General features: G+C 46.5%; 25 protein-coding genes. 17 read left to right on the forward strand and 8 right to left on the reverse strand.

Translation table 11 applies throughout. The features are described from left to right. Positions 1-142 precede the first annotated feature (142 nt). The 5 genes from QT984_RS26500 (at position 143) to folP (ending at position 3,879) form a co-directional block, all read left to right on the forward strand. Positions 143-1,096 carry a hypothetical protein gene (locus QT984_RS26500; RefSeq protein ID WP_333375267.1) on the forward strand — a complete coding sequence of 318 codons (954 nt, stop codon included), beginning with the start codon at positions 143-145 and terminating at the stop codon, positions 1,094-1,096. A 100-nt stretch (positions 1,097-1,196) separates the two neighbouring features. Continuing rightward, positions 1,197-1,382 carry a PCP reductase family protein gene (locus QT984_RS26505; protein WP_006633749.1) on the forward strand — a complete coding sequence of 62 codons (186 nt, stop codon included), beginning with the start codon at positions 1,197-1,199 and terminating at the stop codon, positions 1,380-1,382. A gap of 75 nt (positions 1,383-1,457) precedes the next feature. Further along, positions 1,458-2,183 carry a triose-phosphate isomerase gene (gene tpiA / locus QT984_RS26510; RefSeq protein ID WP_333057405.1) on the forward strand — a complete coding sequence of 242 codons (726 nt, stop codon included), beginning with the start codon at positions 1,458-1,460 and terminating at the stop codon, positions 2,181-2,183. A gap of 129 nt (positions 2,184-2,312) precedes the next feature. After that, positions 2,313-2,873, forward strand: a complete 561-nt coding sequence (locus tag QT984_RS26515) for a Uma2 family endonuclease (protein WP_333057375.1) — start codon at positions 2,313-2,315, stop codon at positions 2,871-2,873. A 136-nt stretch (positions 2,874-3,009) separates the two neighbouring features. After that, the gene (gene folP / locus QT984_RS26520) at positions 3,010-3,879 is read left to right on the forward strand and encodes a dihydropteroate synthase (RefSeq protein WP_333057406.1); all 870 of its coding nucleotides are present in this window, start codon (positions 3,010-3,012) and stop codon (positions 3,877-3,879) included. Here folP and QT984_RS26525 read toward each other — a convergent pair. Further along, positions 3,870-4,706: a stomatin-like protein gene (locus QT984_RS26525; protein ID WP_333057376.1), complete on the reverse strand. Its 837-nt coding sequence runs from the start codon at positions 4,704-4,706 to the stop codon at positions 3,870-3,872. The genes folP and QT984_RS26525 overlap by 10 nt on opposite strands. A 191-nt stretch (positions 4,707-4,897) precedes the next feature. Between QT984_RS26525 and QT984_RS26530 the strand changes: the two genes are divergently transcribed. Then, entirely contained in the window at positions 4,898-5,668 is a 771-nt protein-coding gene (locus QT984_RS26530) for a tetratricopeptide repeat protein (RefSeq protein ID WP_333057377.1), read from the forward strand. 96 nt (positions 5,669-5,764) lie between these two features. Here QT984_RS26530 and aroB read toward each other — a convergent pair whose 3' ends face one another. Further along, on the reverse strand, positions 5,765-6,859 hold the full coding sequence (gene aroB / locus QT984_RS26535) for a 3-dehydroquinate synthase (protein ID WP_333233912.1): 1,095 nt from the start codon (positions 6,857-6,859) through the stop codon (positions 5,765-5,767). A 77-nt stretch (positions 6,860-6,936) separates the two neighbouring features. Between aroB and petL the strand changes: the two genes are divergently transcribed. Next, positions 6,937-7,038 (forward strand): cytochrome b6-f complex subunit PetL, encoded by a 102-nt coding sequence (gene petL, locus QT984_RS26540; RefSeq protein ID WP_006633742.1) that lies wholly within the window; start codon positions 6,937-6,939, stop codon positions 7,036-7,038. Positions 7,039-7,189: 151 nt separating this feature from the next. Here petL and QT984_RS26545 read toward each other — a convergent pair whose 3' ends face one another. The 4 genes from QT984_RS26545 to QT984_RS26560 form a co-directional block, all read right to left on the reverse strand. Further along, positions 7,190-7,531, reverse strand: a complete 342-nt coding sequence (locus QT984_RS26545) for an HNH endonuclease (RefSeq protein WP_333057379.1) — start codon at positions 7,529-7,531, stop codon at positions 7,190-7,192. A gap of 29 nt (positions 7,532-7,560) precedes the next feature. After that, the gene (locus QT984_RS26550) at positions 7,561-7,881 is read right to left on the reverse strand and encodes a hypothetical protein (protein WP_333057380.1); all 321 of its coding nucleotides are present in this window, start codon (positions 7,879-7,881) and stop codon (positions 7,561-7,563) included. Positions 7,882-7,990: 109 nt separating this feature from the next. Beyond that, the gene (locus QT984_RS26555) at positions 7,991-8,224 is read right to left on the reverse strand and encodes a hypothetical protein (protein ID WP_333057381.1); all 234 of its coding nucleotides are present in this window, start codon (positions 8,222-8,224) and stop codon (positions 7,991-7,993) included. A 46-nt stretch (positions 8,225-8,270) separates the two neighbouring features. Further along, on the reverse strand, positions 8,271-9,425 hold the full coding sequence (locus QT984_RS26560; protein ID WP_333057382.1) for a transposase: 1,155 nt from the start codon (positions 9,423-9,425) through the stop codon (positions 8,271-8,273). Between the two features lie 42 nt (positions 9,426-9,467). Here QT984_RS26560 and QT984_RS26565 point away from each other — a divergent pair, with 42 nt between their 5' ends. From QT984_RS26565 to QT984_RS26605, 9 genes are all read left to right on the forward strand, one after another. After that, entirely contained in the window at positions 9,468-9,608 is a 141-nt protein-coding gene (locus QT984_RS26565; protein ID WP_333211460.1) for a hypothetical protein, read from the forward strand. A gap of 240 nt (positions 9,609-9,848) precedes the next feature. Beyond that, positions 9,849-10,439 carry a chromophore lyase CpcT/CpeT gene (locus tag QT984_RS26570; RefSeq protein WP_333057383.1) on the forward strand — a complete coding sequence of 197 codons (591 nt, stop codon included), beginning with the start codon at positions 9,849-9,851 and terminating at the stop codon, positions 10,437-10,439. Positions 10,440-10,550: 111 nt separating this feature from the next. Continuing rightward, positions 10,551-11,699 (forward strand): NAD-dependent epimerase/dehydratase family protein, encoded by a 1,149-nt coding sequence (locus QT984_RS26575; protein WP_333057384.1) that lies wholly within the window; start codon positions 10,551-10,553, stop codon positions 11,697-11,699. A gap of 683 nt (positions 11,700-12,382) precedes the next feature. Then, the gene (locus tag QT984_RS26580) at positions 12,383-13,516 is read left to right on the forward strand and encodes a glycosyltransferase (RefSeq protein ID WP_333211462.1); all 1,134 of its coding nucleotides are present in this window, start codon (positions 12,383-12,385) and stop codon (positions 13,514-13,516) included. A gap of 582 nt (positions 13,517-14,098) precedes the next feature. Further along, positions 14,099-16,783 (forward strand): GAF domain-containing protein, encoded by a 2,685-nt coding sequence (locus tag QT984_RS26585; RefSeq protein ID WP_333057387.1) that lies wholly within the window; start codon positions 14,099-14,101, stop codon positions 16,781-16,783. A 151-nt stretch (positions 16,784-16,934) separates the two neighbouring features. After that, positions 16,935-18,077, forward strand: a complete 1,143-nt coding sequence (locus QT984_RS26590; RefSeq protein WP_333233910.1) for a hybrid sensor histidine kinase/response regulator — start codon at positions 16,935-16,937, stop codon at positions 18,075-18,077. Positions 18,078-18,227: 150 nt separating this feature from the next. Beyond that, the gene (locus tag QT984_RS26595) at positions 18,228-19,064 is read left to right on the forward strand and encodes a GUN4 domain-containing protein (protein ID WP_333057389.1); all 837 of its coding nucleotides are present in this window, start codon (positions 18,228-18,230) and stop codon (positions 19,062-19,064) included. A 724-nt stretch (positions 19,065-19,788) separates the two neighbouring features. Further along, positions 19,789-20,379: a YdcF family protein gene (locus QT984_RS26600; protein WP_333057390.1), complete on the forward strand. Its 591-nt coding sequence runs from the start codon at positions 19,789-19,791 to the stop codon at positions 20,377-20,379. A gap of 185 nt (positions 20,380-20,564) precedes the next feature. After that, a complete protein-coding gene (locus QT984_RS26605; protein ID WP_333057391.1) occupies positions 20,565-21,104 on the forward strand; it encodes a GAF domain-containing protein in 540 nt (179 codons plus the stop codon). Between the two features lie 109 nt (positions 21,105-21,213). Here QT984_RS26605 and QT984_RS26610 read toward each other — a convergent pair whose 3' ends face one another. Continuing rightward, the gene (locus tag QT984_RS26610; RefSeq protein ID WP_333039474.1) at positions 21,214-21,852 is read right to left on the reverse strand and encodes a lysophospholipid acyltransferase family protein; all 639 of its coding nucleotides are present in this window, start codon (positions 21,850-21,852) and stop codon (positions 21,214-21,216) included. A gap of 134 nt (positions 21,853-21,986) precedes the next feature. Here QT984_RS26610 and QT984_RS26615 point away from each other — a divergent pair, with 134 nt between their 5' ends. After that, positions 21,987-22,127: a hypothetical protein gene (locus QT984_RS26615; protein ID WP_333057392.1), complete on the forward strand. Its 141-nt coding sequence runs from the start codon at positions 21,987-21,989 to the stop codon at positions 22,125-22,127. On the opposite strand, the gene QT984_RS26620 is transcribed toward QT984_RS26615, so the two are convergent. Then, positions 22,108-23,049 carry a phosphate ABC transporter substrate-binding protein gene (locus tag QT984_RS26620; RefSeq protein WP_333375270.1) on the reverse strand — a complete coding sequence of 314 codons (942 nt, stop codon included), beginning with the start codon at positions 23,047-23,049 and terminating at the stop codon, positions 22,108-22,110. The genes QT984_RS26615 and QT984_RS26620 overlap by 20 nt on opposite strands.

The following is a 23,049-nucleotide window of genomic DNA, read 5'->3' on the forward strand; positions in this document are numbered from 1 at the left end:
TTTGTTGATTTTGTAAATCAAATCTTGAGTGTTTACTTATCTTAACATGATTTGGTTTTTTTACGCCTACCTACTTATTAAAAATAGAAGCTATACTATAATCACTGGAAACAGTAAATTAACTTAATGGAGATCACTGACTATGGAAGTAGCACTGCCGGATTTTTCTCAAAGCTTTCAAAAAACGAAAGAAGTTTGGACTGAGCAAGTCGAAAAAGCAGTGAATTCTACTTCAGAAGCAACAGCACAAGCTAAATATTCTCTCTCCGAAACTGCGTCTCAGGCAAAAGAAGCTCTTACTCAAACTACAAATTCTGCCGTTAATACTGTTAATCAAGCTACGAACAATGCTTTAGGTAATGTAGCGGAGAAAACCGAAAAAGCGAGACTTTCTATATCGGAAATTGCTAATCAAGCAGTTAGTCGCGTCAGTGAAAGTACCAACAAAGCTGTTAATGCTGTTTCTCAGTCCGCGGCAACTGCTAAAGAAACTATTAATCAAACTACTAACTCTGCGCTCAATACTCTGAATCAAAGCACTAGCCAAGCTGTAGAGAGTGTAAATCAAGCTACAGAAAAGGCTAAGGCTTCATTAGAAGATAGCATTAACAAGGCGGGAAATATGAGCGATGCCGCTTCAGATGCCATCAAAAATGCTATCAATGGTACTGTTAAAGATTGGATTGACTCTCACCCTGTAGTCTTCTGGTTGGTGAGTCATCCGCTGATATCTTTAGCAGTGATACTGTTATTTGTATTCATTATATTGGGTCTTTTTCAGGCTTTAAGTAGATTTTTTGCTGGAGGATGGTTATTTGTTCTGCAAAGCCCTGTAAAATTTATGCAAGGGGTTTTGAGTTTCGGCTCTAAATCTGTAAGTAATTTCGGTGGAGTGGCTGTAAACTCCTTGGTTTCAAAGAATCTAGAATACAACAATAATTCAGCTTTACAAGTGAGGGGAGTTGAATCAAACAGTTTGGAGTCTCAAGAACGACTTGCTAATATTTTGACAAGGTTGGAGGCAATTCGACAAGAGCAGAATCAGCTTTTACAAGAGGCGTCGGCTATTTTAGGCAACAAATTTAAGGCAAAGTGAGAAGGTGTGGGGCGATCGCAACTCGTGGTAAATTTAATACATCCAGGCTTTCCATCAAAGCCTGATACATGAAGGCTTGTAGTCGATCGCTCAAAACGCCATGCCCGATTCCGAATTTTCCGATGATTTAAAATGGACGCCAGAAGCCAAGGCGAAGCTGAAAAATATTCCCTATTTTGTCCGGGGACAAGCTCGCGTCCGCATCGAGCAGTTGGCCCGCGAAGCCGAAACCGAAGTCGTCACCGTTGACTTAGTTGAGCAAGCTCGTATTGAGTTTGGGCAATAAGGGCTCGAAATGTACCCTAAAGCTTTACACTATAATTTGCCTGATTTTGATGTTCACAGAGCTACTGAGTCACCCGTGCGGAAAATAGTTATTGCTGGCAACTGGAAAATGTACAAAACTAGGACTGAATCCCTAGAATTTCTTCAAGGATTCATGTCCTGCCTGACGGAAACCCCAGAGGAACGGGAAGTCGTGCTTTGCGTTCCCTTCACTTCCTTGGCTGTCCTCTCGAAAAATTTGCACGGCAGCCGGATTAGACTCGGTGCTCAGAACGTTCACTGGCAAGAGTCTGGAGCTTTTACTGGGGAAATTTCCGGGCCAATGCTTAGTGAACTTGGTGTCCGTTATGTCATCATCGGCCACAGCGAACGGCGCCAATATTTTGGGGAAACTGACGAAACGGTGAATTTGCGGCTGAAAGCTGCTCAGAAATACGATTTAATTCCGATTCTGTGCGTTGGGGAAACCAAGCAGCAGCGAGATGCAGGGGAAACTGAATCTCACATTTTTTCTCAGTTGGCAAAAGATTTGGTTGGTGTTGACCAGCAGAAATTGGTAATTGCTTACGAACCGATTTGGGCCATTGGCACTGGCGATACTTGCGAAACGAAGGAAGCTAACCGAGTTATTGGTTTGATTCGCAGTAAATTGACTAATCCTGACGTGCCAATTCAGTACGGTGGCTCTGTTAAACCGGAGAATATTGATGAAGTTATGGCGATGCCTGAGATTGACGGGGTTCTGGTAGGCGGTGCGAGTTTGGAAGCTGCGAGTTTTGCTCGAATTGTCAATTATCAGTAATTAGGTAATTGCTAATTGCTAATTGGTAATTGTTAATTGGTAATTGGAACAAGGCAGCGGGAATTAAACAGCGATCGCCTACAATTGTGATGTGCCGTTCAGTGTTTCTCGGATCGGGAGAATTAACCTATGACTGCGATCGTTAAACCCAAACCCGCCTTAGACGAGTTCCTCAAACTTCCTGAAACTGAACCGGCCTCAGAATTTCTTGAGGGAGAAATCATTCAGAAGCCGATGCCTCAAGGTGAACACAGCGTACTTCAAGGTGAACTCTGCAAGACTATCAATCAAGTAGCGAAAACTCGGAAAATTGCCAATGCTTTTCCCGAGTTGCGCTGCACTTTTGGCGAGGCATCAATCGTGCCAGATGTAGCAGTATTCCTATGGGAAAGAATTCCTTTTTTGCCGTCGGGTAGAATTGCTAACCGCTTTGACATTAATCCTGACTGGTCGATAGAAATTCTGTCTCCAAACCAAAGCCAAACAAAAGTGCTGAGTAACTTACTCCACTGTTCGCGAAACGGCACTGAGTTGGGGTGGTTACTAGATCCAGAAGAAGAGAGTATTTTGGCAGTATTTCCAGGACAAAAAGTAGAACTGTACAAAGGTGCAGCTCGGTTGCCAATAATTGATAAAATTGAATTAGAATTGACAGTTGATACTGTTTTTAGCTGGTTGAGTTTTGGTTGAACAGTCTTGGACGCATTAAGACTCAAAGAAACCGGGTTTTTTACAGAATCTGTGGGTGGAAACGAAATATTGTCGTGAAAAAACCCGGTTTCTGGCTACCCGTGCGTTCAGTCAGATATCAAATCCCACGATCGCCATGACAAATAACCCAGAAAAAATTACCATTAGAAATAAAGTTTTTGATTGGGGAAAACGCACTTATTTAATGGGCGTTTTGAACGTAACCCCTGACAGTTTTAGTGACGGCGGAGATTTCTATACCATAGAATCTGCTTTGGCGCAAGCGGAAAACATGGTAAAATGTGGAGTTGATATTATTGATATTGGCGGTCAATCTACTCGGCCCGGTGCAGTGGAAATATCATTAGGAGATGAGATCGATCGCGTTATACCTGTAGTACAAACACTGCGACAAAAAGCCGATATTTTTGCCTCAGTTCCTATTTCAGTCGATACTACCAGAGCGCAGGTTGCGAAAGCTGCGGTAGAGGCGGGAGCTGATATCATCAATGATATTTCGGGAGCGACTTTTGACTCGGAAATGCTGTCAACGGTTGCTCAGTTAAAAGTGCCAATAATTTTGATGCACATTCGGGGAACTCCCCAGACGATGCAACAAATGACAGATTATCGGGATTTAATCGGGGAAATTGGGGAATTTTTCGAGAGTCGAATTGCTGCAGCAGTGGCGGCGGGGATTGACAAATCTCAAATAATTCTCGACCCTGGTATTGGCTTTGCCAAGACTTACAGTCAAAACTTAGAAATTCTGCGAGAGTTGCGAAAATTCCGTGTTTTAAACTGTCCGATTTTAGTCGGAGTATCGCGAAAAAGCTTCATCGGTCACATTTTGAATCAGCCAGAAGCGAAACAAAGAGTTTGGGGGACAGCGGCGGCTTGTACAGGTGCGATCGCAAATTTGGCAGATATCTTGCGAGTTCACGATGTCAGAGAAATGCACGATGTTTGTCTGGTTGCCGACGCTATCTTCAGAAATCAGTCTTGAGAAGTGGGAGTATCAATAACTTTCATTTCCCCGCCCTCAGAATGAATCACATCGGGCATAGAACCCATCAGCTCGCCCAAAGCTTCTGTCATGCTCCTGGGGTCCATAAACAGAATTTTGGCATTGTCGCTTTCGCCCAATTTTTGTTGAGCATCCAAGTATTTTTCTGTTACTAAGTAATTCAAAACTTGCTTGCTATTGGGATGGGAGTCTAAAGCTTCAACTAAGAGCCTCATATACTCCTTAGTGCCGATCGCCTTATTGACCATTGCTTGCCACTCGCTCTTAGTGGCGCGCTCCAATTCCATAGCTTCTTGCACCCTTTTCGGAGGTGTAATGCTTTGAATTTCTACGCGAATTACTTTGACGCCCCAAGGTTGAGTAGCTTCGTCTAACTTCTTGAGTAACTTTTTATTCATGTCATCTCGGGAACCCAAGATGTCTTGCATTGGCAATCGACCAATTTCAGCGCGAAACGTGGTTAAAACTAAGTTGGCGATCGCATTTTCAATTTGATCTATTCCATAATAAGCTTTCTCTAAAGTCACAACCCGCCAATACACCACGGCATCGACTTCTAGAGCCACATTATCTCCCGTGATTGCTGACTGAGGTTTAATATCTAAAACTCTTTCACGGGTTGTGTCCACGCAGACGACTTTTTCGACCAGGGGACTGATAAAGTGGAATCCTGGCTTGAGGGTGCGCTTGTATTGACCCAAACGTTCCACTAAAGCTTCGTCGCCACCGCTGACTATTTTGACGCTGGAGTTAACAGCGTAGCCGAGGATGAGCGCAAAGAGCATGGTAAGAATAGACTGCCCCATTTCTATTTTCCTGCTAAGGTTGACTGAGAATCGATCGAAATTCTACTCTAATTTAACTCAAACTCGGCCCCGCAGTGCTAAAATATCTCGACTGTTAATAACTAACTATTTCATCGGGTGGGCCCCATCGGCTCCGACTCTTACGGCCCTAGTGAAACCCAGGATATCAACAACACGTTTCGACAAAAGACATGAAAAACGATCGAGAGTTTCCCTGGTTAAAACCTTTGAGGTGGATTGCCCCAAGCATTTTGGTGGGTGCAGGAATCTGGAGTGTCGCAGTGGCCGAACCGGCCGGGGCTGAGACAATCGCCCTGCAACTCTCGCAAAACTTGCAGTCGCAGAACTTGCAGCCCCCACGCCGAGGCCCTGCTGTTCGGGAAGTTATGTCCTACGAGATGAAGGGAGACGAACTCAGGATTTGCAAGCAGGAAGGCAACTCCGAGAAAAAGTGCCAAGTTGTAGGTAAAGGCTACACCGTGGGTTTGAGAACTGCCAACGACCTTTACGGTCAAGGAAACGCTGTCAATGCCGAAGCTTTGTACCGACAACTAATCGCTCGCTATCCCAAAGAAGCGGATGCTTATTACAAGTTGGGAACTATGCTGTCGGGGCAAGGTAAAATGAGCGAGGCGATCGTTCTATTCCAAAAAGCAATTGAAGTCAACCCGAAGCACGCCAAAGCTCACAACGATTTAGGCGTGGCGATGGCAAGTCAGGGGCAGTTGCCCGAGGCAATTGTTCAGTGGAGACAAGCCGTTAAAATTAACGATCGATATCCCGATGCTTTAAACAATTTAGGAGTCGGTTTGTACCAGCAAGGAGACAAGGAAAACCAAGCGGAGGCGGTAGCCAGCCTCAAAAAAGCTAAGGAGTTATTTATCAAGCAAGGTAGAACTCAAGCTGCTAACAGAGTAGAGAAAATCTTGGAGGAAATTAATTCGCGATCCAGCGAATCCTAAACTCAACCGCCGATCGCCGATTGAAAGAAAAAAAATCTTGGGCGATCGGCGTGAATCAGCGTTCAGCGGCGGTTAAACACCCCCAAAAACGAGAATCTAAAGCATTTCCTTCAAAACTTGTATAATCAAATCCCCATCCACCCGATCGCTCACAGCAGCCTCACCCAAGCGCACCGGCAGCACAAACCGCACCTTGCCATCCTGCACCTTCTTGTCCAGTTGCAAAGTATGCAAAATTTCCTCAACATCCACACCCGCCGGCAATTTGGCAGGTAAACCCGCTTTTTCAAGTAAAGCAGACTGGCGGCGATCGTACTCAGCATCCCACATTCCCAACTCCACAGCCAACCGGCTTGACGCAGCCATGCCGATAGCCACTCCTTCCCCGTGATTGATCACCTTGTAATTGGTCAAACTTTCCACAGCATGACCGATGGTGTGTCCGTAATTCAAAATCGCCCGCAAACCCGATTCCTTCTCGTCTTTGCTGACCACCTCAGCCTTAGCTTGGCAAGACCTGCTCAAAATTTCTGCCAACAAATCCGCCTTCACATAGCGCATTTGATCCAAACGCTTGCAATTCTCCAACTTCCCGAAAAGTTCAGCATCCCAAATCACCCCGTACTTGATGACTTCCGCCATCGCCGACCGAAACTCCCTCGCCGGCAGAGTTTTGAGTACATCCGGGTCAATCAAAACCAAACGTGGCTGGTGAAAAGCCCCGATTAAATTCTTCCCTAAAGGATGATTTACCCCCGTTTTGCCGCCGATAGAAGCATCAACCATCGCCAGCAGCGAAGTCGGAACCTGCACGACATTAATTCCCCGCAGCCAAGTCGCCGCCGCAAAACCCGTCATATCGCCAACCACCCCGCCGCCCAAAGCCACCATTGTCGAGGAACGTTCTAAGCGGTTTTCCAAAGCCGCACCGTAAATTTTCTGTACCGAATTTAAAGTTTTGTACTGTTCTCCCGGTGGTAAAATGCAGCTACTGACTTCCAGACCGGCTGATTCGAGGGCTGCTGTTGCTCTTTCGCCGTACTGCCGAAAAATCGACTGATTCGACACCAGCAGCACTTTTTTGCCCAAACTTAAATCGCCCATCAGACTGCCGAGTTCGTCTAAACCGCCCGATCGCACGCAAACATTGTAAGATTGTGGCCCCAAGTCAACTTTAATTATGGATTGCATATTTATCTAATTTAGATATTAGATTTTAGATTATAGTTCTTATATGTCTTTTTATTGATTGTTTTGGAGAAATTGCCATGACTCTTAGCGGAGCAATAACTTATTTTGGGATCTTTGGCGGCATGATCGGCTTGGCGACAGTGCTGATGTTTGGTCTGCGGGCTGTCAAACTCATCTAATTTGCTAATTTAGATGTTTCAACCAGAGGATTTAATCTCTGGCAAAAGTATCAGTTCGACAACGTATTTGCGCCAAAAATCTCTAGGTTTATCTGTAGATTGACGGCGCAAATGCTTCATTTCATAAAACTTTTGGATTGAACGATCGTGCTTATTCTAATTGACGAGCATCTTCAGCAGGTGGATGCCAACCACCTTCTACCCAAAACCTGCGCGATCGCCGAATCGAATCCTCTTCATCATAACGTTCATCATTAAGGTCAAGCCGATTGCAAGTTGCTCGACCTATGGGAGTTTTAGGGACAATATTTAGGCCATCTGCTGTCCAGATAAAATGTTCTGACCACTGCTGCTGACGAGGATTAAATAATAAACATTCTTGCTGAGTTTCCTGGTCAATTCCGTTGGTAAAATTGTAGTGGCGTTCGTTGCAGCGACGGCAAGCTAATGCTAAATTTTCACTGTCATCAGATCCGCCTAGAGATTTGGGCATGAGATGATCTATGGTAAAGCGATCTGGGCTTAGATATTCTGGAGAGTGGCAGTATTCGCAGAGATATTTAGCTCGTTGTCGTATAAATTGTCGAGTGCGATCGGACACCATTTAGCTTGAGTGGAAAGTTGGGCGTTAATCAAGGTAAAAATTCGGGATAGTTCGATGATGCCAGCTAATTCGGGAATTTCATCGACAGTTAACAAATCTAGTCTTTTTCTCTCTAGCAGTTCTTCCATGCGAGATTGGATATCGTCGGTAAATCTGAATAAGTAAATATTCCCAAATTCTACCATTTTGATGCCTTGGGGTATCAAAGAAGAAGGTTTTACCATTAATTGAGTATTCATAGGAATAACAGCTCTCAGATACTCTTGGAATATTGTAGCTTATCCGTTGTTAAGTGAATTTAAGGAAAGAGCGATCGCACTTGTTGTAAAATTCGATGCTCCTGATTAATTACAAGATGCGTTCTAATTGAGTCGATCGCACTTGTGGCAATTTCTCAGCCCCAGTCGTATCAAAAACGATCGCGTGTTTAGCCGTCGGCAACAACCGCTGTAAAATCTGGATATATCCCTCCGCATCGCCCCGACGGTGGAACCGAGCAACCACCAATCGCTGCATATTTGGCAATTGTCGCACGATACACCAGGGATGAGTGTTTAATTTGGGCTTGGATGTTGGTATCATAGGTTGACATACTCCCCAGCCTGAAGGCGTGGGGATTCTTTACGCTTCATTGACGGACGCTACGCCCGGTAGTCTTACTCTGTCTCGACGTACATTTAGAGTCGTGCCGATGCCCCAGGCCGACTTTTTCTATATTTACCGAAGCGTTTTCATCTCGGTCGTGTTCTGTACCGCAATTTAGGCAAAGTATAGAACGCACAGACAAATCAATTTTTCCCCATTTATATCCGCAATCAGAGCAAGTTTGGCTTGTAGGTTCCCATCGACTAATAATTACGAACTCACGTCCATACTTTTCCGACTTTGCCTCAACTAAGACCCTAAACTCTCTCCAACCTTGCTGGCTAATTGCTCTAGACAGTTTACGGTTTTTAACCATTCCTGATACATTCAACTCTTCCAAAACGATAGTTTGGTTTTCGCTAACTACTTTGGTTGATAGTTTGTGCAAGAAATCTTTGCGAGTATCAGCAATCTTGTTGTGCTGTTTGGCAATTTGAATACGGGTTTTTCTTCTTCGTTTAGAGTCTTTCTGTTGACGCGCTAACTTACGCTGAAGTTGGCGAACCTTGCGGTCTACCGCTTTATAGCAGGGGCTTACAGCTTTTTCACCGTTGCTCATCACAGCAAAAGTTTTAATACCCAAGTCAATCCCGACACTTTGGTTTTTGGCGTCGAGTTGAACGGGTTCTACTTCTACTACAAAGCTCAAAAAATAGCGGTTAGCGCAGTCTTTAATTATCGTAACTGAGCTAGGCTCTGACGGTAGCTCTCTAGACCAAATCGGCTTGACAATACCCATCTTTGCTAAATAAACACCCTGCCCCTTGACTGAAAACCCACCGCGAGTTAGTCTAGCTGACTGACTAGAGGTGCGTTTTTTGAATTTAGGGTAGCCAACTTTTTGCCCCTTTCTCTTACCTTTACAGGAATCGAAAAAATTCTTGAAGGCTGCCTCTAAATCAGCTACCGACTGCTGCAAAGGAATTGCCGACACTTCACTAAGCCAAGCTCTTTGCTGAGTCTTTTTTGCCTGAGTGATAACAATCTTTTGGAGTTGGGCCGATTTAGGCTTCTTTTGAGATTGTTTGCAGATTGCAAGAGCATCGTTATAAACAACACGAACGCAACCGAACAACTGAGCTAAGCTCTGCTGCTGTTGGCTTGTTGGATAGAAACGGTACTGATATCTTGCTTTCATGCTTACCATGATCACATAATAGGGTAGCAATTGGGTAGCCAAATGACCAGAGAAAGATTAAGTATTCGCATTGCCGTGAGTCGGCTAGAGAAGTTGCGGAGAATTGCCAAACAGAAAGAAAAAACAATGACCCAACTTATAGAGGGCTGGATTGATAAACTTAAAGAGGAAAAGCCGTCCTAGAAGGACGGGGCTTTAGACCCAGTTTTTCGATAAGGGCGATCAGATACGTGAGACTGCGGATTCGAGAACTAGCCCAGAAGAGGGGTTGGACGCTCCAAGACTTATTTCGATCAAGTTGTTTGGAGGAGTGAGGGCAGCTTATCAACAATATCTTGAGAGTAATAGCCGATCGCCCGCTATCCCCTAAAATAACTTCTACTCCCTCAATCCAAAATCTAAAATCTAAAATCGAAAATCGATATGTCTCATTCCACCGATATCGTCACCCTCGCCCGCTGGATGGCCGCCGACTTCAGCAACCAAGCCCAAGCCTTTGAAAACCCGCCATTCTTCGCCCACATCCGCGTCTGCATGAGGCCTTTGCCGATCGAAGTTCTGGATGGGATCAGCTTGTACCTAGAACAAGCCTACGATATTGAACTGCACGTACCGTACCGAGTCCGAGTTTTGAAATTAGTCCCAGTGGGCGATCGAATCGACATCGAAAATTATGCCATAGAAAACGAAGAACAATTCTACGGCGCGGCCCGCGACCCGCAACGGCTGCAAGAAATCAAAAAAGAACAACTGACTCTACTTCCTGGCTGCACCTTTATTACGCAGTGGACGGGCAACAGCTTCAAAGGGTCTGTCGAACCCGGAAAAGGCTGCATGGTGGTCAGAAAGGGCAAAAAAACCTATCTAGACAGCGAATTCGAGATTGACCAAGACAAATTTATTAGCCACGATCGCGGGCGCGACCCAGAAACCGACGCCCACGTCTGGGGAGCCCAGGCTGGCCCCTTTGAATTCACCCGCCGGGCCAGTTTCGCCGACGAAATTCCGGGTTAATCCAAAAAAACAGAGTCCTTCCTGGGCGAACACGCGCTTATTAAAGGTTCAGAATGCACCAATACCTGGTACATTAACCCAGTATTGGCAAGCAAGATTCACCGTTGATTTATGAAAGTCCTGGTTATTGGTGGCGATGGCTATTGCGGTTGGGCAACCGCACTCTACCTTTCTAACAAAGGTTACGAAGTTGGCATCCTCGACAGCTTCGTGAGGCGGCACTGGGATCTGGAACTGTGCAGCGACACCCTCACTCCCATCGCACCGATTCAGCAACGACTCCAGCGATGGCAAGATTTAACGGGCAAGTCGATCGACTTGTTCGTCGGTGACATCACCAACTACGATTTTCTCAGCAAAAGCATGAGAAAATTTGCACCAGAGGCGATCGTCCATTTCGGCGAACAGCGTTCGGCACCTTTCTCAATGATCGATCGCGAACACGCAGTCCTCACCCAAGTCAATAACGTCGTCGGGACACTCAACCTGCTGTACGCCATCCGCGAAGACTTCCCCGATTGTCACCTAGTGAAATTAGGGACAATGGGCGAATACGGCACGCCGAATATTGACATTGAAGAAGGCTACATCACGATCGAACACAACGGTCGCAAGGATACACTACCCTATCCCAAACAACCAGGCAGTTTCTACCACCTGTCAAAAGTCCACGACTCCCACAACATCCATTTTGCTTGCAAAATCTGGGGTTTAAGAGCCACCGACTTAAATCAGGGCGTAGTCTACGGCGTGCTCACAGATGAAACCGGCATGGACGAACTGTTGATCAACCGTTTGGACTACGACGGAGTATTCGGGACAGCATTGAACAGATTTTGCATCCAAGCTGCGATCGGTCATCCTCTGACAGTTTATGGCAGTGGCGGACAAACCCGCAGCTTCTTAGACATTCGGGATACCGTGCGGTGCGTGGAATTGGCTCTAGCCAACCCCGCCGAAGCCGGACAATTCCGCGTCTTCAACCAATTCACCGAACAATTCAGCGTCGGCGACTTAGCCTCCTTGGTGCAAAAAGCAGGCATGGCAATGGGATTAAAAGTAGAAATCAACAACATCGAAAATCCCAGAGTCGAGAAAGAAGAACATTATTTCAATGCCAAAAACACCAATTTGCTAGACCTCGGTTTGCAACCGCACTATCTCTCAGATTCCCTGCTCGATTCTCTGCTGAATTTTGCTACAAAATATCAGCACCGTGTCGATAAAAACCAGATTTTGCCGAAGGTTTCTTGGAAGTAAGTTCAGACCTCTACCTGCGGGGAAAGAGCTTTTTAACGAACCGCGAAGGCGCGAAGGGCGCGAAGTAAGAGAAAAGAAGGGAAGAGAGGAGAAGGGTTCGCAAGTTCTGAATGGAGTTTGCTGTATATTACGATAATCTATCTTTTTTATCTCTTTCTCTGTGTCCTCTGTGTCCTCTGCGGTTAATTAAAAAAAATCCATAAGGTTTTTAATGCTGGCTTTTTGGAAAAAAATGTCGTAGAAATTCGCAATATTATTCTGTTGCTTTTCGTTGTTCTGCCGAGATTTTCAGCCAGTGCAGTTCGTTATTATTATTTAATACCGGAATGGGCTGCACTAACCGCGAGTTATCAAAATTACCGCGCCTGTTAGCGAAGCGCCTTATGCTGCGGAAAAAGAAATGTTAATTGCTAAAACTGCACAGGAAATTCACAGAATTAATTGCTTTGCCAAAGGTGTGGGATTGCTTTTAGGTGGGATAATTTTATCTATTCGCATTCAGGGAATTTGGATCTTACCCCAAAAACCTCTCGCTCGGAATTAGCGGTAGTGCAACAGAAAGAAGAAGTGTAGAAAAGCAGCCGATCGCGCGCCATGACTTACTCCCCGCGACACAGTGTATCCTGTTACCGATGACCTTGGCCTCTGGCTATGATTATCGGCTCCCTAAGTAACTTATTTTTATGAAAATTGCTCTGTTCACTGAAACATTTTTGCCGAAAATAGACGGCATTGTGACGCGCCTGATTCACACTGTAGATCACTTGCAGCGATCGGGCGAACAAGTTCTGATATTTTCTCCAGATTACGGGATTAAAGAATACAAAGGCGCACGAGTTTACGGTGTGGAGGGTTTGCCTTTGCCGATGTACCCGGAATTGAAAATGGCACTGCCTTCTCCGGCTGTCGGTCGCCAATTAGAGCAGTTTAAACCGGATATTATTCATGTTGTCAATCCCGCTATTTTGGGATTGGGCGGTATATATTACGGGAAAAAGTTCAACATTCCGATTTTGGCTTCTTACCACACGCATTTGCCGAAATATTTGCACCATTACGGTTTTGGAGTCCTCGAACCTTTATTGTGGGAATTGCTCAAAGGTGCTCACAACCAAGCAGAACTGAATCTGTGTACTTCTACAGCAATGGTGGAAGAATTGAGAACCCACGGCATTGAGCGAGTAGATTTGTGGCAGCGGGGCGTAGATACTGAAATGTTTGTCCCGGAATTGGCAAGTCGAGAAATGCGATCGCGCCTTTCTGCAAATAACCCAGACAGTCCCCTGCTGCTGTACGTCGGCCGCCTCGGTGCAGAAAAAGAAATCGAACGCATCAAACCAGTCCTCGCAGCGATTCCCGATGCCCGCCTCGCCTTAGTGGGAGACGGCCCGCATCGGCAAACCCTCGAACAATATTTTGCCGGTACACCCACCAATTTTGTCGGCTACCTCAAGGGGCAAGAACTCGCAAGAGCTTACGCATCTGCCGACGCCTTCATTTTTCCCTCCCGCACCGAAACCCTGGGCTTAGTGCTCCTAGAAGCAATGGCTGCGGGGACGCCCGTAGTGGCGGCGCGCAGCGGCGGAATTCCCGATATCGTCACCGACGGTGTTAACGGATATTTATTTGACCCCGCCGACGAAGAAGGAGCACTCGCCGCCACCAAGCGTCTGTTGGCGAATCCCGAAGAACGGGAAACCTTGCGCCACAACGCTCGCCGAGAAGCTGAACGCTGGGGTTGGGCCGCTGCTGCCGCACAACTGCAGCGCTACTATCAATCAGTGGTGTTTGCCCAGTCTGTGCCCAGAGCGGCCTAAATGTCAGGATCTGTAGCACCTTTAAACATCACCGCCAGCTTAGCTTCCCTGTTCGATCGTCAGTTGGTATTGAATAGGGATGTTTTCAAAGACCGATCGAACTTTTTTGCTGCATAAATTACCGTCGCTATCCTGCTGTTGCGTTTACCATTAAACTATGAGTAAGCTCTGTAGGAATGCCTTGCGCGCTGCTTTCATAGCGCCCTTTACCTGACCGGATACGGTCGCCGAGTGCGCTAAAACAGTAACACCGCGCGCTGGGGCCGAGCACAGAACGTCAAATCTACATTGCACTGTCGATCGAACTAAAGCCTGTAACCTAATTTTCAGGCCTTCTGTTTTGCGAACTCAAGTTCAGCTTGAATTGACGAACCCTCATCAGTATCGAGGTTGGAAAAAAGATCGATCGAGCATACATAACAAGCAAACTGAAGTTGCGTGCGCCACTTTTGAACTCACGATTCATCAAAGCGACAAGCGAGTGCCGATGCGCTTGCAAACAAATTCAAGAGTTTGCACCGCCGCCGAATCTCGCGCAGATCGACCTGCGGTCAGTCTACCCATCTGAGCAAGCAGTTAATCATGACATTCTCCAATACTGGTAGCGTTCTGGCTACACTGACTCAAGTCAATTTTATGGGGGCATTGACCTCCCGTGTTAAGAGCTTGCCAGTTCCTGAATTAGTGTGCCTGCTGGACTTTATCACGGCTGAATTTCAGCAATTTATCCGGGCGATGGACCTGATTAACAATGAAGCACTCGAAAGTCTCTTAGAGCAACTTTTAGATGCCTTCACTGTGAAAATTGGTCAAATTTTGCAAGCAGACCGGACAACAATTTTTTTGGTGGACTCGAACAAAAATCAACTGTGGCACAAAACAGTCGATCCACTTACGGGCGAAGATGTAGAAGTGCGATTGCCGATGGATGCAGGCATTTTAGGCTACGTAGCAACAACCGGAAAATCGATCAATGTCGCCGAAGCTCGATCCCACGAGTATTTTAATACCGAAGTAGACGAACCACCGGGCTACCACATCGAGACCATCCTCTGTATGCCGATTTTTAGCAGCAAGAGCCAACAGGAACCCGTGGCGGTGGTCAGACTGTTAAATAAAGCTGGAGATGCCCCCTTTAGCGAGGAAGACGAACAGCAGTTCCAGGCTTTTGCAGATTCGATCGGGATTATTCTCGAAAGCTGTCAGTCTTTCTACGTCGTCGCCCGCAACCAGCGAGGGGTTGCCGCACTGTTGAGAGCCACCACTACTTTGGGTCAAAGTCTTGACTTGGAAACAACTTTGCGCTCTGTCATGGATCAAGCTCGCGACTTGATGCAGGCCGATCGCAGCACGCTATTTTTGTTAAATCGGGAAACCAACGAACTTTGGACAAAAGTCGCCAAGGCTGACGGCAAAACGATGGTAGATCTCCGCATTCCTGCTAATAAGGGAATTGCTGGCTACGTGGCTTCGACCGGTCAACCTCTAAATATTACAGATGCTTACGACGATCCCCGCTTTGACCCCTCTACAGACGGGCAAACGGGATACCGCACTCGGACTGTCTTGTGTATGCCGGTGCATAACGCTAAAGGTGAGCTGATCGGGGTGACTCAGCTAATTAATAAGAACCAAGGTAGTTTCACCCCTTCCGACGAAGAGTTTTTGCGAGCGTTTAATTCCCAAGCGGGAATGGCGCTGCAAAATTCTCAACTGTTTCAAAACGTGATGGTGGAAAAGCAGTATCAAAAAGATATGCTGCAAAGTCTTTCAGATGCAGTAATTTCCACCGATTTACAGGGGCGAGTTGTAACTATCAACGAAGCAGCCCTAGAATTGTTGGGCTGTCCGGTAAATCAAGCTAAAAGCAAACACAATCCCCAGATTTGGGAAGATAAACTGGTGAATCGCTATGTTTGGGAAGTTGTGCCGATCGAAAATTTGCAATTTCGACTCGAAGACAGTCTCAACCATGCTGCCAGACATTACGTTCCCGAACAAAGTTTAACGGTGGGACTGTTGGTGGAAAAAACGTTAAATTCCCAAAAAGAACAAGAAGAAGAACAAGAAGAAGAACAAGAAGAAGAACAAGAAGAAAGTTATATTCTGGCCGTACCCGATCGCACTGACCCTAATTTATATTACGCTTGGGGAGAAAACCGCGCGTGGACTGAGGAAGTAGCGCTGGCAGAATTAGCTAATGCCCAATCTCTATTTGCGCTGCGAAATTCTGCCCTGTATCACCCTTATTGTCCGCTACCCATCCCCGCCTCTCGAATTAAACTAATTGAACGTAGTTTGAATTTGACTGTCAACCCGCTGATCAATCCAGAGGGCGGCGTGCGCGGCGGTTTAGTGGTACTCGAAGACATCAGCCGCGAAAAGCGGATGAAAAATACGATGTACCGCTATCTGACTCCTGGAGTCGTAGATAAAGTGATGGCCTTGGGTGAAGGCGCCCTGATGGTGGGCGAACGCAAAGAAGTGACTATTTTATTTTCCGACATTCGCGGCTACACCACGCTGACCGAAAATTTGGGAGCCTCCGATGTGGTATCCCTGCTGAACGAATATTTTGAGACGATGGTGGAGGCCGTTTTCCACTACGAAGGCACTTTAGACAAGTTTATCGGCGATGCTTTAATGGCCGTGTTCGGCGCGCCCCTGCCGCTGAATCCCCCGGAAAGCCACGGTTGGATGGCGGTGCAGTCGGCTTTAGATATGCGCCGGCGTTTGAAAGAGTTTAATGATTCTCGCCCCGGCGAAGATCCATTTCGCTTCGGAATTGGAATTAGTTCCGGAGAGGTGGTTTCGGGAAATATTGGTTCCCAAAAGCGCATGGATTACACGGTAATTGGGGATGCGGTGAATTTGAGTTCGCGATTGGAACAGCTTACAAAGGAGTACGGATGCGATATAATTTTGAGCGAATTTACATACAGTTTGTGTCGCGAAGGAATTTGGGTGCGAGAGTTAGACAAGGTGCGGGTTAAGGGCAAAAATCAACCAGTTGGTATTTACGAGTTGCTGCAAAATAGTTCTGAACCCATTGATGGGGAAACCGTTCGGTTTTTGGAACTTTATAGTAACGGTAGGGATGCTTATATTGCTAGAAATTTTCAGAAAGCTATTAGTTATTTTGAAGCGGCTTTAGCAATGCGACCCAGCGATCGACCTGTGGAAGTTCACCTCGACCGATCCCTGAGCTATTTGGAAGTACCCCCGCCCGATGATTGGGACGGTGTGCATACGATGACAACTAAGTAGTAGATTATATTACATCCGACTGATAAAAAGTAAAAAGATTTGATAAAGTTGTGAGATATTCCTTATGACAGAGTTAACAAGTGTAAAAATGTGAAATCATAGGTTGGATACCATATTAAAGTTGAAAAAATATTTCCAGGCTAGCAATTAAATGAGTTATTTATCTGTTCCCAATGCCACAAAAGCCGATCGGATTCTGGTTGTAGATGACGCACCAGATAATGTTTTGTTGGTGCAGACAATCCTGGAAGAAGAAGGTTACGAAATTAGCACGGCAGAAAACGGCTTTTCGGCCTTGAGTCAAATTGACAAGTCACCCCCGGATTTGGTACTGCTAGACGTGATGATGCCGGGAATGGATGGTTACGAAGTCACTAAACGAATCCGAGAAAATAAGGAATTGCCCTTTATGCCGATTTTGCTGATCACTGCTCACGACAGTGCCAGCGTAGTGCAGGGATTGGACATGGGAGCAGACGATTTCATCCGCAAACCAGTCGAAATGGACGAACTGCTGGCGAGGGTTCGATCGCTCCTGCGGCTAAAACACAGCGTAGACGAGCGCAATTCGATCGCCCTCCAGCGCGAAGATTTTGTCTCCCGACTGGCTCACGACTTGCGAACACCCCTGGTAGCAGCCGATCGAATGCTAACTTTAATGCAGCAGGGAGCTTTGGGAGAAATTTCCCTTCCCATGCGCGACGCTTTCGGGACGATGGTTCGCAGCAACAAAAACCTGATCGCGATGGTAAATATGTTGCTGGAAGTATATCGGTACGAAGCAGGCCGCAAATCCCTAAGTTTCGCGGCCGTGGACTTGCGCCAGCTTATTACTGAGGTAGCTGAAGAACTAGCTCCCCTAGCGGATGCTAAAGGTTTGTCGGTAAATTTAGACTTGACAGAAAGTGCAGAAAGTGCACCGATTGCGAAGTATCCGGGCGATCGTCTGGAGCTACACCGTTTGCTGACAAATTTAATCGGAAATGCAATTAAATTCACCGACAACGGCTCAATAGATGTCAGCTTAAAAGCTGCTAATTCCCCTGCTTATACTAGCTTCAAAAACCAACCGCTGGCATGGGTAATTATAGACATCAAAGACACCGGTGCCGGCATTTCTCCCACCGAACAAGCAAAGTTATTTGAAAGGTTTAGCTCGGGAACTCATAAGAAGTCCAGTACAGGTTTGGGACTACACCTCTGCCGCCAAATAGTCGAAGCTCACCGCGGCACGATCGAGGTAAAATCCGAGTTGGGCCAAGGCAGTTTGTTTACTATTCGCTTGCCTTGTTAGAGCGGTATAATTAACTCTAACTTTGGGGTGCGAAAAGCGCACATTACTACAGATAAACTGTAATTGTAGGGTGCGAAGTGCGTACCTAATCGAATTATGGTTAATTTACCAGATGTCATATAATTACTTGGCAACCGAATTGATGGCAATATGTCTAACTGTCCAGTGTGCGGTGCTGAATACATAGAAGAAAAAGCAGAGTTTTGCTCGATTTGCGGCTGGGATTTGACTCCCTACCCGCAACGTGCTAAGCCTTCCAAAACTTATTTAAAAAAAGAACAAGTTAGATTGCAGTGGGCAAAACAAATGTGGGAATTGGCCCGCAATCAACAAAATTGGTTAGCTAAATTTGATGAGTTGCAGGGGGAAGTGCAGCAAGGTGCGATCGCCCGCACACACATTCAATCTCAGTTAGAATGGGTTCTGTACCGCCTAGAACAACTAAACCCCGAATTGATTGTCAGCACTCTACTGCGACTAGAAGACAAAATCGGCGCCATACCTGAGTCAACTGCGGCTATCTCGGAAGTGGGGATGGACTACCGCCAACTGACAAAGCTATTAGAAACTGGAAAATGGCGCAAAGCTGATGAACACACTTGGGAAATCTTGCTGCAAATCGCTGTCAGGGAAGACGAAGGTTGGCTGAGTGCAGCCGATATTGACAGTTTTCCTCCTACAGACCTTCGCACGATCGACCGACTTTGGCAACAATACAGCAGCGGGCGGTTCGGGTTGAGCGTGCAGCAGCAGATTTGGGAAAGTACCGGGGCTAACTATACTGAATTTTGCGATCGAGTCGGCTGGCGAGTCAAGGAAAATTGGAAATATTACAGCGAGCTCTCCTTCAACGAAGATGCTCCCCCCGGACATCTCCCTGTCACCGCATGGAGACAGCGCGCCTGTTACGGTGCTGGTAAACTCACCGCAGCAGAAAACTTGGCCCGCATCGCTGCGAAACTCGCAACTGGCGATCGGCAATCATGAAAAAAAAAATCAAAATCGACATTAACTGCTATAATCAAAACGGTTTAGCAACTGGGGCTGTGGCTCAGATGGATAGAGCAAGCGCCTCCTGAAGAATCGGGCACCCTGCGAGGAAACTCTAGGAGTGAATGTGGTCAAATTTGGTGAAACCTAAAGAGTTTATGGGTTCCTATGACTCTAAGGCAATACCAAGCCAAGCCTGAGTTCAGGGCGATTAAACAATCGCCTATATGGAAATCAGGAAGGTTTAGAGACTAGACGGTCACCACCTAAAAGCTGCAAGCATATGGTGAAGGTATAGTCCAGAGAGTGGGGAAACTCACACAAATCTGAAGCGCTAGGTCGCCGGTTCGAACCCGGCCAGTCCCGTTAAAAATCAAGAAAAATTAACAGCAGGAGGGGAAAGCTTAAGTTTTGCCCCTCTTTTTTGCATATCCGCTAAGGAATTGGCTCCCAGATTTTATACCAACCGCCAAGGCGATTGGTATAAAATCTGAAAGCTAAAATCTAAAATCCCCCATTGAAGCCGCACCACAAGCGTAGAGTCAATCTAAAATCTAAAATCTAAAATCTAAAATCTAAAATCTAAAATCTAAAATCTAAAATCCTATGATCCGCCGACCCTTTTTTAATTTTTAATTTTTAATTCCTGTTAGTGGGCTATAGGTGCGGTATTTTTTGTTATGGTTCCTTTGTCAGTTACATAAAATTTTTATAGGTTTAGATGTGGTTAAGAATCAATTCAAACACGCAGCGTTACAAGCGTTTGAACACTTCACGCAGTTTTTGGTTCCTAGTAGGACTTTTGATGGCGTGTTGGTTGGGCTATCAGCAGGTTAAGAGCGAATTTCAGAGACCCCAAGCTTTGTTAGTTCTAGGTGGGGCTACTGAGCGAGAGGTGTTTGCCGCCAAATTTGCTCAGGATCACCCTGAATTGCCGATTTGGGTGTCGTCTGGGAGCAATCCTGAGTTCGCGGAATGGGTATTTTCAGAAGCGGGAATTGAGTCCGATCGCCTGCACTTAGACTACAGAGCGGTGGATACGGTAACAAATTTTACCACCCTGGTAGATGAATTGAAAGCTAGAGGGATTGAGAGCGTGTATCTGATCACTTCTGACGATCATATGCGGCGAGCTCAGATTATCGGCGAAATCGTACTCGGTAGTCGAGGCATTACCTTTAAGCCTGTGGCAGTTCCGTCTGGGCGAACCCCCGAACCGATGCAAAAAGCTGTTCGCGACGGCGCTAGGGCTATTCTTTGGCTGACAACCGGTTATACGGGTGCTAACTTCAGCCCAGCCAGAATGGAATAAACAAAGGAAAGCATTGAGCAAGTTTTAAATTTTTTCCATTCCCTCTGGTTTTAAAACTTGTCTCCTCTAGCGATTTAACGAAACGCGAAGACACTGATGACAAATGCGTAAAAGAAGAGAAGAGAAGAGAAGAGAAGAGAAGGAGTAGTTTAAAATTAATAGATGAAATTCAAAAGCTAAAGTTAATGACCGACCAAATTCTGCCGCAAGTTCTGGAGCAAATTTTGAGTGACAGCAAAACGCCGGATGCTGTTTTTTCGGCTTTGGTGCCGGCTTTAGGCGAGGTGTTAAATTGCGATCGGGTCTTTCTCTACCTCCGCAATCCTGAAACGCAAAGAGGCAGAGTACCTTACTGCTGGCGTCGTAACTCGAACTTTCCTGAGATTGGCGACGCGGAATGGAAAAAAGAACCCGAATCTTTAGGGGAAGAAGACCCTTTGTTTGCAGCAGCTTTGCGAACTGAACCGTCGATTTTTGTTGAGGATGTTGAAACAGCGAATCCTGAAGTTGTCAACAAAGATTTTGAAGCCAAAGAGTTCGGACATCGAGCTTTGATCCACGCTCACCTTTGTGCTGACGGCTTATTGTGGGGGGTTTTGCAGCCTTGTATGTTCGATCGCCCCAGAGTTTGGACTGACTTCGATCGCCAAGTTATCGCAGCGGTTACAGAAAAAATTTCCCCCTTAGCTGTTGCTTATGTCAGAGGCATCGTACAATCGCAATAAAATAGGTTTGTAACGAGGAGTCTTCGTTCTCACTACAAACCTGTAACGATGTTTTTTATCTATCAAACCAGCTTTCTTCGTAAGTTATACAAAACATCCTCCAAGCAAATCAGCGCCCCAAATCGTGCATCGCATTGATCTCGATCGCACATCTTTGAGTCAGCGCTTGCAACTCCTCGCGATCCGAGGAACCGGGCGCTTCAATTAGCTTGCCAATTCGCACCGTCAGCGGCACCGGACGCGGCACTGCCGAACCTTTCGACGAAATCGCGTGAGTTCCCCACAAACTAACAGGTAAGAGCGGCGCTTTTGCCTTAGCAGCTATCAGCGCCGCACCTAATTTCGGTTCAGTAATTCTGCCGTCTGGCGTGCGAGTTCCCTGCAAAAATACACCCGTCGCCCAGCCATTTTCCAAAGAGTTGATCGCCGAGCGAATTGCACTGCGATCGGCACTTTCCCGCTTGACTGGATAAGCACCGTAAAGCGTAATTGCCTGCTTCAAAATAGGAACTTTAAATAACTCTTCCTTTGCCATAAATGCGACCGGTCGCCTCATGCAATTAGACAAAATCGGCGGGTCAAAATCGCTGGCGTGATTGCTGACTACTACCACAGGCCCTTCTGTCGGAACATTTTCTGCACCGTAGATGCGGCCCCGAAAGTAAAGGTGCAGCATCGGGCTGACAATTGACCATTTGAATAAATAGTAGAGAAGTAAACTTTCGACTGGTTCGCGACTTTTGCTCACAGAAAAACCTTAAATTTTAAATTACATCGAATATTAGCCTATCAGTTCAGCAATCAAAAAAGTAGCACTACACGGATTTTGACACGGATACACGGATAGGTCGAGCGATCGGACTGTTTAGCTAATTGGCTAAGTTGACTATCATCACTGTATCCGTGTTTATGCGTGTCGTGCTGTTAGATGGTTTGGCGGTTGAAACCGCTTTGCAAGCTTCTGTAGCGCCCGAATTTATTCTGGCGAATTCTTTGCAAAGGCTCAATTTCCGGCCAGCATAGCTTTTTGTCCTTCCGAAGCAGTCGCGTAGCCCAAGAAATCCTTAACTGTTTGGCTAGGAGGATTTTTGTAGGCGTAGTATAACTGCCGCTTGTAAGGATAGTTACCCGCATCCGGCGTCGCACCGTTGACGGGAACAACGCGCACTGTTCTCTGATTGGCTACTTGAGCGAAAGTCGCATAGCCTATGCCGTTGTTGCCTAAAGCTTGCAGCAGGGGAGTTGTCGCATCTCGATCGAGGGTGGTAATATTTGACGCCCGGCCAAACTCGCCACCTCCGAGCACTTGTTCTTTAAACGTTTGGTGAGTGCCACTAACTGCCGGTCTGTTAATTACTTTAATCGGACCCGCCGGGCCGCCGACTTTCGACCAGTCTTGAGTATTTCCCTTAAAGATATCTTGAACTTGAGCCGAGGTTAAACCTCCTTTGAAGGGGTTGTTAATGCCAACTACAAGGGCGATCGTATCTAGGGCAACGGGCACCGCTGCCAAACCCTGACCTTGTTCTTGAGCCGTCAAAGGTCGCGATACCGCTGCAATATCGGCTGTTCCCGCCACCAAATCCTGAATTCCCTTTGCAGAACCGTTTGCTTTGGTATCGACTGTCGTGCCGGAAAACTTGCCTTGAAAGCCGTTCTTGAGGTTCTGATTGATTGTCACCATACTGGTGGAACCGTCAATTCTCACCGCCGTGCCCGCAGGAACAGAAGCTGGAAGCGCAAAGGAACTAGCTGCAACAGGCGAAGCGCCGCCGACTACTGGCGCGACGGGAAGTGGGACAACATCGCCTGCTGGTGTGGGAGGGGGGGGATTGTTACTAACATCTTGCGACGCTGGTTTGTTGAGAAAAAAGAACCAGCCACCACCAGCTAGCAAGAGGAATAACAGGATAAAAACTATGGGGGGAGGCCCGCTCTTAGCCAT

Source organism: Microcoleus sp. Z1_B2 (assembly GCF_036700325.1).
Classification (GTDB): domain Bacteria; phylum Cyanobacteriota; class Cyanobacteriia; order Cyanobacteriales; family Microcoleaceae; genus Microcoleus.